Below are 12,250 nucleotides of genomic sequence, written 5' to 3'. Positions count from 1 at the left end.
CCATTACCCAAAAGACCTAGTCCAAAGCTTTTGTATGTAACCATTCAGAAAGCAAATCCGCGACCTCTATATTATTTAAATCCGACATAGGGAAATGGGTATTGCCATGTAATCCTACCTCCGGTAAATGAATAACGGTGACATCCCCACCCAGATCATTCAGCATTTTTGCCCATATCTTCATCAAGTACAAACGGCGTGTCCATTCATATAACTCCGGACGCTCATCAGTCTCGGGTAAATTATCTCCATAATAAATGACGATAGGGACCTTGGTATATTCCATGAATACGGACATAGGTACTTCAATGCCTTCCATTTTCTTGGAAAGCGTAATAAACTTAGCCTCCTCCGGCAATTGCCCTTCCGGAAAAGGAACCGCTCCACCCGGTTCGTATGACGCGATAGCCTTAATGTTTCTCGTCTTAAGCAATGTATTCCATCCAACGGGCCCGCCTTGCGAATGGGTAATAAATACGCCCGGGCCTATCTTGTCGAACAAAGCGGCGTAGGCATCCGAATAGACCTCAAAATCCGTCGTGCCAATAGTCGGCGTCATTTGACGAAAATATTGGTCCAAGGTTTCCTTATCCCGCTTAAACTGTACTCCTTCAAAATAATCCGGCCAGATACCTACACGAAAACGGTTAAACCAAACCTCCTCGTCAAACGCCGGGGAAATTGTCACGCTCTCCGTACCTCTACCGGCGTTCCCTCTACGAGGCTGATCGACAAGATAGACACTAAACCCGCAACGTAAGAAAATATTCTGGAAGCCCTCACGCCCGTCGGGTGTGGTTTCCCATGTCTTAGAAAACTGCCCTACACCATGGGCGAATACCAATGGGTATTTCCTCGCTCCGACCGGCTTTTGATAAAATACGTACGCATGGTCGCCATGATAAGTATGCCCTAATGAGTCAACCAAGACCGTACCTCCAATAGCGAAGCTGCCTTGCTCATCCACCATCAGGACACGCTCATCTCGCTGTTTACATCCAACAAGCAAAAGAATGATACTAAGTATAAAAACAGGTCTCATATTTCCGATAGCTAAATCTATTTCTGTACTTTTGATTCTTGTAACGCGTTATAACGGCTTCCCACTACAGGGATAGCGGAAACCGCATCCTCCAATTCCCTCATCTCACCGGCGGTGAAAATGATATCCGCAGCACGTAAATTCTCCTCCAGATGAGACAGCTTCGTAGTCCCCGGTATAGCTACAATCCAAGGTTTCTTATTCATTAACCATGCCAAGGCAACTTGCGCGGGCGTGATCCCCCGTGTCCTCCCAAAAGCATTCAGCACTTCCACGATCCGCATATTGGCACGGATAGCTTCCGGTTGGAAACGAGGTAAATCTTGACGATTGTCGTTTTCCGGATCAAACCGAGTATACTCGTTAATCAAGCCTCCCAAAAAGCCTCGATTTATCGGACTATAAGGAACAAAGCCAATACCCAGTTCCTCACACAACGGCAATATGCTATCCTCCACGGCACGATGCATCAAATGGTATTCACTCTGTATAGCCGTAACAGGGCAGATCCTATGGGCACGGCGGATGGTATCGGCATTCACCTCACAAAGCCCGAAATGTAATACCTTGCCTTCTCTGATCAATTCGTTCACAGTCTCAGCGACGACCTCAATCGGAGTGTTCGGGTCCGCACGATGCTGGTAAAACATACCGAGAGTTTCTACTCCAAGGTTGCGAAGCGAATTCTCACATACCTTACGTATATTGTTGGGAGAACTATCTTCCTCTGTCTTGATTTGTACGCCATCCACAAACTTATGCCCAAATTTAGTAGTTACAAATACCCGGTCCGAATAACCTTTCAACGCTTCGCCAACTAATCGTTCATTCGTTTGATAACCATAGCTCTCTGCCGTGTCGAACAAAGTAACGCCACGATCGATGGCCTCATGTACCAAAGCGATTACTTGCTTCTTGCCGGGATGCTGGCTGCGATGATAATTCAATCCCATACAACCGAAGCCAATAGCCGATACGACCATGGAAGCCGTACCGCTTCCTAAGGTTCGTTTTGCGCTAATTCCAGCCGCGACCTTACTACCTAAAGCCAAGGGCTCTTGCTTATCCCGGCTCTCATTAGCTACCATTTCATTGGATATAGAAGAAACACACATCGCGGCTCCCGACAGCATCGCCGACCTTAAAAATCCCCGACGATTTATTCCATTGTACTTTCTCATAACTTATGATCTTTTAATAAATAATCTATTTGTCGCAAAAATACCATGTTCCGACATCCGGACATGTACCAAAAATACGGATAGATATACCAATTTCATCGCTCGGAAGACAAAAACATAGGAAAAGAAGTACATTTGCGAAAACTAAAGAGATTAAGCCATGAATGAGATAATGAATATCAACACAGTACAACAATACAACGATTATTTCGGCATAGAAACCAGACATCCATTAGTCAGCGTTATCGACGGACGTGAAGCAAAACCCCTGCGCTTTTGCAGAAAGCTATATAACCTTTATGCTATATTGCTGAAAGACACGGACTGCGGGCAACTGAAATATGGACGAAGTATATACGACTATCAAAAGGGAGCGATGCTCTTTCTTGCCCCGGGCCAAGTATTGGGTTCGGAAGACGATGGATTATTACACCAACCGGAAGGATGGGTATTGGTATTCCACCCCGAGCTTTTACGAGGAACGCCATTGGCCCATATCATGAGGGACTACTCCTACTTCTCTTACTATGCGAATGAGGCCCTTCACCTTTCGGGACAAGAGCGCAAAACGGTGATCGAATGCATGGAAAGGATAAAGGAAGAACTGCAATACCCTATTGATAAGCACAGTAAATCATTGATAACAGATAATATAAAGCTATTCTTGGATTATTGCACACGTTTCTATGACCGCCAGTTCATCACACGTGAGAATACGAACCAAGACACATTTGCCCGATTCGAGGCATTATTAAACGAATACTTCAATTCAGGAAAACCAGCCCTATATGGGATACCGTCCGTACCCTATTGCGCGGAGAAACTCTGTTTGTCCCCTAACTATTTGAGCGATTTGCTGAAAAAGGAAACTGGCTTATCGGCATTGAAACACATCCAGCAAAAAACACTGGAGATTGCCAAGGAACGAGTGTACAATACTAAAAAGACAATCAGCGAGATCTCCTGCGAGTTAGGATTTCCTTATCCGCAGCACTTCAGTCGATGGTTTAAAAAAATGGCAGGCTGTACGCCTAATGAATATAGAGCGGCCAATTAATAGGTTTCCACCAGCCTGTCATCCGAACCTGTCAATTATACTCCTTATCCGTCACAGCCCGAAGTTGTACGGCATGATTCTCGATCGCATGTTCCGTAATGGTCATACATACGATAGAGCTACCCGGTGTCGCCCCATTCCAATGGCGTACATTAGGAGGTGTCACGATCACATCGCCTTTCCGGATCACACGTTTCTCTCCTCCTTCCTCTTGATAATATCCTTCTCCATCAAGTACTAACAAGGTTTGCTCGGCATCCGGATGGTAATGCCAGAAATTACGACTGTAAGGTTTGAATATAAAATGTGCGATCATCGTATTACCAGACTCCTTCAACAAGGAGACATAGACATCCCCCGTATTATACTCCGACGAAGCCTTTGCGTCGGCAGGGAAAATCAATGCCTCAGCCGTCTTTACGCCTTCCTCCTTTTTCCCCTCCAAACAAGAACTAAAAGAAAATAACACAGCAGACATCACGATCACGAAACCAAAGAACCGGCTATAGGATCTATCATTCATACCATTACTTAAATTTGTCTCCATCATTTTACTTTTTCATTTATATGACAAAGTTACTTATAGATACCATAGCCTCTGTATATATATTACAGATGTTTGTAACGCTATTACGGTTTCCTACCAAAGAAATCATGTTTAGACCTATTCCTTTGATCATAGATATCGATATTTATTCTTATTTTTGTCCATCTAAAACTAATAGAAATAAATATGAGACGGATTCTTACGATGTTGTTTGTTTCGGTATTTATGCTTTCGCTATGCCCGCTGCATGCGCAAGAGACTGAGACATTGGTGCTGATTGATACGGATATGGGTAAGATCAAGGTGAAACTGTTCAACGACACGCCGTTGCACAGGGATAATTTTATCAAGAACGTAAAAGAACACCGTTACGATGGATTATTGTTCCATCGGGTTATCAAGCAATTCATGATACAAGGAGGCGATATCAACTCGAAAGACGCTCCTTTGGATGCGCATCTGGGCGACGGAGATTTAGATTATACCATCCCCGCCGAGTTCGTGTATCCGAAATATTTCCATAAGCGGGGAATGCTCTGTGCCGCACGTACCCCGGATGAGGAAAATCCTGAGAAGGCCTCATCTGCGACTCAATTCTATATCGTGACCGGAAAGTTCTTTACGGAGATGGAGTTAGATAAGATGACCAAGGAGAAAGGCATCGAGTTTACTCCGGAGCAAAAAGAAGCCTATATGCTGGAAGGCGGAACGCCTCATCTGGACGGGAACTATACGGTGTTCGGAGAGGTTATACAGGGTATGAAAGTCGTGGATAAGATACAGTTCGTCGAGACGAACGCCGATGACAGACCCACGAAGAACATAAAGATCAAGTCAATGAAACTCATAGAAAAATAAGTATAAAATGGAAAATCAAGCAACTGAGACAAGGGTGCTTATGCACACCAACAAAGGAGATATAAAGCTGAAATTATATAACGACACGCCATTACATCGTGATAACTTTATCAAGTTGGTAAAAGAAGGGCAATATAACGGCTTACTGTTCCACCGTGTGATCAAGGATTTCATGATACAAGGAGGTGACGTGACTTCCAAGGATGCCCCGATGAACAAGCAACTGGGAGCGGGCGATCTGGGCTATACCGTTCCCGCCGAATTCCGTTACCCGAAATATTTCCACAAGAAAGGAGCCCTTTGCGCCGCACGTACCGGAGACGAGGTGAACCCGGAAAAGGCCTCTTCCGCCTCCCAATTCTATATCGTAACGGGGAAAAAGTATTCGGAACAAGAGTTGAACCAGATGGAAAAGCAATTGGAAGGCCGTCTGAAACAAGAGATATTCGCCCGCCTGCAAAACGAGAACAAGCCTAAGATCATGGAATTCTATCGCAGTGGTAACAAGGAAGAACTGGCGATCCTTCGTGATACCTTGATTGGCAAGACCGAGCTGGAGGCCGAGAAGCGGAAAGACGAGGTAAAGTTAAACCCGGAACTCCGTGAGGCTTACAAGAACGAAGGTGGCGTACCGTTCCTCGACAATCAATACACGGTTTACGGCGAAGTGGTAGAAGGCATGGATGTCGTAGACGCCATACAGTCCTCCAAGACCAACAAGCAAGATCGTCCGACCGAGAATATCGTCATTAACTCCGTAGAGATCTTATAATGCGGTTATCGGCTTCATAAACAGACGAAGGGTTATCGTAAATACCAGTAATAAAAGAGCTATCTTGAGAAAGATCATACATATCGATATGGATGCCTTTTATGCCTCGGTGGAACAACGAGACAATCCGGAGTTGCGAGGAAAGCCCCTAGCGGTCGGGCATGCGGAGCAGCGAGGCGTAGTAGCTGCCGCTAGCTACGAAGCCCGGAAATATGGGGTACGTTCCGCCATGGCGTCTCAAAAAGCCAAACGTTTATGCCCGAACCTGATATTCGTACATGGAAGGATGGACGTATATAAATCCGTCTCACGCCAGATCCACGAGATCTTCCATGATTATACGGATATCATAGAACCGCTTTCCTTGGATGAAGCCTTTTTGGATGTCACTGATAATAAACGAGGCATCTCTCTCGCTGTAGATATCGCCAAGGAGATCAAGAAACGGATCTGGGATAATTTGAACCTGATAACGTCAGCGGGAGTCTCCTACAACAAATTTCTAGCGAAAATAGCCTCGGATTATCGGAAGCCCAATGGATTATGCACCATCCATCCAAGCCAAGCCCTCGATTTCATAGCACGTCTTCCCATTGAGTCCTTTTGGGGAGTAGGCCCCGTAACAGCCCGGAAAATGCATACACTCGGTATCCACAACGGGCTGCAATTACGGGAATGTTCGGGGGAGATGCTTACCCGCCAGTTCGGAAAGGCGGGAATACTTTATTATGAGTTTGCCAGAGGTATAGACAACCGTCCCGTAGAAGCGGTACGAATCCGGAAGTCGGTAGGTTGCGAGCATACGCTAGAAAAAGATATCTCCCGCAAATCCTCTGTTATCATCGAGCTTTATCACGTAGCGACCGAACTTATCGGCAGGCTGGAACGTTCCGGATTCAAGGGAAACACACTGACCTTAAAGGTCAAGTTCCACGATTTCAACCAAATCACGAGAAGCCTCAGCCGTCCGGAAGAGTTAACAACCTTAGATAAGATCCTTCCCTTGGCCAAGGAATTACTGAAAGAAGTGGAATATACCGAGCATCCCATCCGACTGATCGGCCTATCCGTATCCAATCCCGTAAAAGAGGAGCCTCATACGAAAGATCGTTGGGAACAATTAAGTTTTGAGTTCAGCGACTGGAAATAACACTTGCCCTAGAAGGATAGCTTCATCATAAAACGTATACCCTTTGTCTGGATGCCCGGATGATCCTTATAGGTCAGACGCCATACATAATCCAAACGCAAGAACTTAAAGATATTCTCGATACCGACACCCGCCTCCATATAAGGAGTAGACGGGTCCATCAGGTAAGAGCCCTGCGGGAATAAGAACAAGCCCTCATTTTGCTCACCGATATACGGATTATTCTTATCCGTCAAGTGACCGAACATACCCCGGAAAGAAAAGACCTCTCTCCATTTTAACTTCTTGATAAGCGGAATACGGTTCAATAAGGCTCCGTTCATGAAATAAGTAATATCCCACGAAGCGTACTCATCGTTGATGAACTCCATCGCGTTCATATTCGTATAAGATTCCGGTTGCACCAAATACGACAAGTTTGCGTTTGGCAAGATCAACAAAGGATAAGGGGCCTTTGTCCAAACTTTACCTGCTTTAGCGAGAATATCCACATAACCGAAAGCAGAGAACCAAAAGCGTTTCTGGATACCAAGCTCCGTCTTCTGATAATCATACGAACTACCTAATACATCTTGGAAAGCCATCGTATGGTTCAAGGTGAATACCGGTGCGTCAAGCGTAATCGGATAACGGTAATTACGAGTCTGGTAGAATTTCTCATTCGGGGCAAAACGGAACTTAAACTCCACTTCCGACATCCGGTAGGAATCGGTAGCCGTGATCTGGCCATCCGGACCGATACGGTCAAACGCGGCGTAACCGGTTGAGTATTCCTTAAAATTCCGAAGTACCGCCCCATAAGCCCAGCCGTTATAATGCTCACGGTAATACGTCAGTTCCATATTCCTTAAATAGGTGGCACGCGTATCTTTCTGCCGCTTCAAGGCCAAGAACATATTATCCTTGTTGGTATACATATACTGCTGACCTAACTGGTTGATATCATATAGGTACTCGAAGCGAATAGAATGCACGGGAAATTCTTTCCGATAATCCTTCTTATCGATAAAAGAATATTCTACGATACCATCATATTTCAACTTGCGGTCTTTCGATCCATAAGCCAAATAACCATCCAAGAAAAGACGTTTACTGAACGCCGTTGTCGTGGTTCCACCGACACGGAAGCGGGCCCCCTCAATCGCGTTACCACTGATATAGGTGTTCATCGGACCAAACTCGAACTTGCTCTTCTCCGGAATCTTATTCGTCGCGATATAACCGGAGGTAAGGATCGAAACAACCTTCTCCGTCACATAGAAAATAGGAACGGAACGAAGTTTCGCCATTAGCAACTCCACGTTATTCTGCTTGCGAGTTCCCGCCTCAGTAGGACGATTCTCCTCCCAGAAATCCGCCGAACGGCGATAAGCTTCCATCGGTATAATAATAGGTGCGCTCTCCTCAAAAACTTTAGGATCATCTGGTCCCTCAAACGCTTGATTCGAATAGATATTCAAACGGCGGGCATACATTCCTTTCGATTTCTCCGTCAATTTGAAGTCCACGTTGATATCATCTTTCGTAATGATACGAGTCCCATCCGGGGCACGGTCGAAAGTCTGCTCGATCGTCATTCCACCGACAAAATTCAAGTTGATCTTCTTCGGGACATTCAACTTAACCTTCTGCACGAAATAAGTAGAATCCAACGTGATAAAAAGATGTCCCGTAAAACCGAACGTCTCCGGAGTAAACGGAGCGAAACCCAAATCCACGCACTTCTGTCCGGCGACCTCCACCGTGTCTAGCAAATAATATTTATAGAAGTTAGGCCCCATCGTAGACATAGGACTAACGAAACGGTTCAAGAACAAAGGAATATCATTCTGGAAGATATTCACTTCCCGGAATACCTCATTCAAGAACTGTTGCATACCGTCTCGTGAGAAGACCTCATCCACACCAGCCGCTTTCGTAGCCAGAACGACCCTCTTTTCCGTCTTCGGGTCTTTACGATAATAAACGGTCTGGATTTTCTCACGTTCGGATACCGGCAAGATCGTCTTTCCCACCTCCAACGTATCGATAAACTCAGTCAAGAAGTCAAACTTTCCCGCCTTTCCATCTTTTTTCGGTTTCGGTTGGTAATCGTTCATAGCGAAGACCATCTTCTCGTATTGATCATACCGAAAATAATCATGATTACGAGGATCGTTGCTCTCCCGACGTGCGATAGCGTTTTTGATAAAGGTAACCGCAGGATTATCCTTCTTTCGATATCTTTCCTTTCCCGGCTTGATAATCACCTCCGACAAATTAATACTTGTCGGAGCTAACTGAATCTTCAAATGTTCCGCTTTACCCGGAACGAATTTCAATTCTTTCTCCGTATAACCCAGATAAGAGACCTGTAAAGTACGTACCTTAGATGAAGAGGAGAGCGTAAAAGCCCCATCCAGATCTGTCGTAGCACCTATCGTAGTTCCCTTCAAAATCACAGCCACATAAGGCAAAGGTTCTCCCGTAATAGAATCAGTCACGATTCCTTTTATCATGTAGTTCTGGCTCTTCGCTACCCAAGCGAACGCCAATAAAAGCCATATAAAAACAATTCTCTTCCCCATCAGATCTGACACCTCATTAAACTCCGCAAAAGTACAACAGGATCATTTATATAAATGTTCCAAAACACATGCAATATATTCCAATTAGCAACAAATGGTCTAAAAAGCCAATCGTACTTTCAAGAACGACTAATCTGAAGCCCCTTATTCGATAAGCTCATCTCCACGAACCGGGCGTTCGAATTGGGTGGAGAAAGAGTCAATATCTTTCGGATTTGCAGGGCTGCACCCGGGTCTTTCGCTACGATATATAAGTAACCACCACCGCCTGCTCCCGGAAGTTTATATCCCAAGGCATAAGCCTGTATCTTGGAGATAATAGCTTCCACCGCCGCCGGATTCGTTCCGGAATCGAGTGCCTTATTTTGCTCCCAAGTCTTTCCGACCCATTTACCATAAGTCACGAAGTCTCCGCATTGGATCGCCTCGTACATATCAAGCGCATGGGCTTTCATCTCAGACAAAATACCTAAATGCGCCTCGCTATTCAAGAACATACCTCGTACGATTTCCGACAAAATATCTTTCGCCGTACGAGTAATTCCCGTATAATAAAGAAGATGACAAGGCCGGTATTCCGGATCAGTAAACAAGTATTCCGGCAGCCAACGTACCAAAGGATTCTGATTAAAACCCTCGTTCGTTTGCAAGAGTTTCAAACCGTGCAATACGCCACCGTATTGATCTTGCCATCCCCCGCCGGTAGTCAGTAATTGTTCTAAAATCAAGGTGCGGTTTCCGATCTCATTCTTATCCCAAGCCAAGCCACAAAAGTCAGAGATAGCGCCCAGCACAGTAGCTGCGAGGATCGAGCTAGTGCCTAAACCGGAACCCGCCGGTATCGCCGCCAACAAGGTAATCTCCAGCCCGCTACCAAAAGCTTCCAACTGGACATCCAAAGAAGCATAAGCCTCCGCCGAGAATTCCGGGATAAATCCCGCCAAGGCCAAAGCCGCTTTCGGAATGGAAAACGGCGACCCTACCTTATTATAATCACGAAGCTCATCCCATGAGGAGATAACCTCCATCGCTCCCAGATCGATCGAGCGAAGGATAATCTTATGGGTATCGGAAGGCTTGATATAGACTTGTAGCGGTGGTTGCCCGTTTAACTCGATCGCCACGTTCACCACGTTTCCACCCGCATATAAGCAATAGGGCGGCGTATCTGTCCACCCACCTGCCAAATCGATACGTACCGGACTACGTCCCCATACGATCTGGTCCCGATAGACATTCAAACATGGCTGCTGCTTACTTCCAAGGACAGAACTGACCAGCCCTTCCCGCAACAAAGCGAAAGCCTTTTGCTCCTCCTCCTTATACGTTTCCCCCAAGATCTTCATCACCTGAGAGCGGAACATATGATTATGTATCCTTTTCATCAACGGATTATCCTCGGAAAGGGCTTTCGGTAAGACAATCTTGTCTTTGGCGAAGCTTTCCGCCGCATCCGAAAGATCCAATTGATAGAATACACTTTTCTCATGATTAGCGGCCAATAATGACCAGTCTTTTTTACGGAAAACTTCTCGCTGAGCTACTAAACGGCGTAAATTCGCTTGATCGGACAAATCATTCGCCGATAATTTTCGGGCGGAAAGCCAAATATGCTTTCCCTCTTCCCTATCCGGCTTCGTAATCATCCAGCGCAGCACTTTTCCCAGCTCATCCACGGTTTGGCAAACAGGAAACAAAGGTGCGTTTTGTATATCCTCATTCCCTCTCAAGGTGATCCCTCGCTCCATCGCCCAAGTCAAGATAGGTTTCCCCATAAACAAGGTAGACACATCAGACAAGGCCCCTTTAAACAAGTCATTAAAACCATAGGGCCTTGCCGCCCAATTAGCTTCCCCTACCGGGACAACATCTACACAGACACCTTCCGGAAGAGATAAGTTCCAATTATTCTCCGGAACACCCGTTATAATTTGCTGGCCACGTAACGTCCAATTCTCACCGATATAACTATTCTCTATCCATAATTCCGAATTCTCAGCGGTCAATTTCTGGTGTAACACCGCATTCTGCACAAACATGGCGGGATGTGGTTTCACCTTACGCTGCATGATCGCACGTTGATCCCTAACTAAGTTCTGTACCGCCAATGTAGAGGAAATCAACTCACGGCTAGTTCCATAATGATAGAACTCTCCACCCGGAAGCGGCAGAATCGCTACTGAAAGCTGATTCAACTCCGAGTCCGTGATACGTGGATTCTTCCCCAAGGCCAACCCGAACTCAGCATATAAATCATACGCCTTCATCGCCTTGCCATCCTCGGTATAGGAATGTTTCATTAATAACCGCACCGCCTTGTCGCTTAGCAGCCAGATACCGATATCCATCAAGAATAAATGACTACCCGCCAATTCCCCCAATGTTTCCAACGAAGGCTTCTGTAGCATGAAGTCCAGAGTGTCCGGAGACTTACGGCTCGATACAAAAACCCCGTGATTCTTGGCCAACGAAGGCTCGACCCATAAACCGTAACAAACCACATCTACCTCAGGAATCTCCTGCAAAGGCTGGTTAGCACGGATATATACGTCACCGCTAGCGATCAAGGTATGAAGCGATTCCGGCGCCTTTTTCATGATCCGTTCATAAAGAGGTAATTGCAAGGACAATAAGTTCTGGGATAGCCTCTGCCCTCTTGCCCAGCGAAACACAGGGATCGGAGTCAATATTTTCCCGGATGGCGCATATCCGGGCAAACGGCGGCTTTGCCCTCCGGCATGCAACAAGATACGCTTCTCCTGTCCCAACCACTCTTCCGTCGATACATCCGGAGCCTCTTTTCGCCGGGAGGCCTCCAACAACCAAGTCGTTCCTCCCCCGGATCCTAAGCGGGCGCCTACCGGATCCGAGGTGCAAAACCATTCCTCTGTACTTACATGCTCTACCGCATGGAAACAATCTACCAAATTTGGAGGTAAAGACAATAACTTTTTCATACCCATGATCATTCTAAGACTCCATCTTATTTTTCGAAAGCAAAAGTAACTTAAATTTTCTATACGGATATCCATTAACCCTTTTTATTACAATTTGTATGGAGTTCAAACCCACTCAA

At 45.8% G+C, this 12,250-nt stretch carries 9 protein-coding genes; 4 read left to right on the top strand and 5 right to left on the bottom strand.

Features of this window, described 5'->3' with window-relative positions:
* Nucleotides 1-16 precede the first annotated feature (16 nt).
* Together DW205_RS00165 and DW205_RS00160 are read right to left on the bottom strand one after the other, a co-directional pair.
* Nucleotides 17-1,042, bottom strand: a complete 1,026-nt coding sequence (locus tag DW205_RS00165; protein WP_005867989.1) for an alpha/beta fold hydrolase — start codon at nt 1,040-1,042, stop codon at nt 17-19.
* Nucleotides 1,043-1,059: 17 nt separating this feature from the next.
* Nucleotides 1,060-2,223, bottom strand: coding sequence for an aldo/keto reductase (locus DW205_RS00160; RefSeq protein WP_005867987.1), 1,164 nt, complete (start codon nt 2,221-2,223; stop codon nt 1,060-1,062).
* A 160-nt stretch (nt 2,224-2,383) separates the two neighbouring features.
* Between DW205_RS00160 and DW205_RS00155 the strand changes: the two genes are divergently transcribed.
* Complete coding sequence (locus tag DW205_RS00155) at nt 2,384-3,280, top strand: AraC family transcriptional regulator (protein WP_005867986.1); 897 nt, start codon at nt 2,384-2,386, stop codon at nt 3,278-3,280.
* Nucleotides 3,281-3,311: 31 nt separating this feature from the next.
* Here the strand turns inward: DW205_RS00155 and DW205_RS00150 are convergent, their stop codons facing one another.
* Nucleotides 3,312-3,830, bottom strand: coding sequence for a cupin domain-containing protein (locus tag DW205_RS00150; protein WP_005867985.1), 519 nt, complete (start codon nt 3,828-3,830; stop codon nt 3,312-3,314).
* Nucleotides 3,831-4,013: 183 nt separating this feature from the next.
* Here DW205_RS00150 and DW205_RS00145 point away from each other — a divergent pair, with 183 nt between their 5' ends.
* From DW205_RS00145 to dinB, 3 genes are all read left to right on the top strand, one after another.
* Complete coding sequence (locus DW205_RS00145) at nt 4,014-4,685, top strand: peptidylprolyl isomerase (RefSeq protein WP_005867983.1); 672 nt, start codon at nt 4,014-4,016, stop codon at nt 4,683-4,685.
* 7 nt (nt 4,686-4,692) lie between these two features.
* Nucleotides 4,693-5,457 (top strand): peptidylprolyl isomerase, encoded by a 765-nt coding sequence (locus tag DW205_RS00140; protein WP_005867982.1) that lies wholly within the window; start codon nt 4,693-4,695, stop codon nt 5,455-5,457.
* Nucleotides 5,458-5,518: 61 nt separating this feature from the next.
* Complete coding sequence (dinB, locus tag DW205_RS00135) at nt 5,519-6,607, top strand: DNA polymerase IV (RefSeq protein WP_082210355.1); 1,089 nt, start codon at nt 5,519-5,521, stop codon at nt 6,605-6,607.
* A gap of 8 nt (nt 6,608-6,615) precedes the next feature.
* Here the strand turns inward: dinB and DW205_RS00130 are convergent, their stop codons facing one another.
* Both DW205_RS00130 and DW205_RS00125 read right to left on the bottom strand, forming a co-directional pair.
* Nucleotides 6,616-9,174 carry a DUF5686 and carboxypeptidase-like regulatory domain-containing protein gene (locus DW205_RS00130; RefSeq protein ID WP_005867978.1) on the bottom strand — a complete coding sequence of 853 codons (2,559 nt, stop codon included), beginning with the start codon at nt 9,172-9,174 and terminating at the stop codon, nt 6,616-6,618.
* A 119-nt stretch (nt 9,175-9,293) separates the two neighbouring features.
* Nucleotides 9,294-12,206 carry a bifunctional fucokinase/fucose-1-phosphate guanylyltransferase gene (locus DW205_RS00125; protein ID WP_005867976.1) on the bottom strand — a complete coding sequence of 971 codons (2,913 nt, stop codon included), beginning with the start codon at nt 12,204-12,206 and terminating at the stop codon, nt 9,294-9,296.
* Between the last annotated feature and the right edge of the window lie 44 nt (nt 12,207-12,250).

This window comes from Parabacteroides sp. AM17-47 (genome assembly GCF_003434625.1).
GTDB classification, from domain to species: Bacteria; Bacteroidota; Bacteroidia; order Bacteroidales; family Tannerellaceae; genus Parabacteroides; species Parabacteroides distasonis.
The sequence above is the reverse complement of the archived record's forward strand: the minus strand, read 5'-3'. Positions and strand labels throughout refer to the sequence as shown.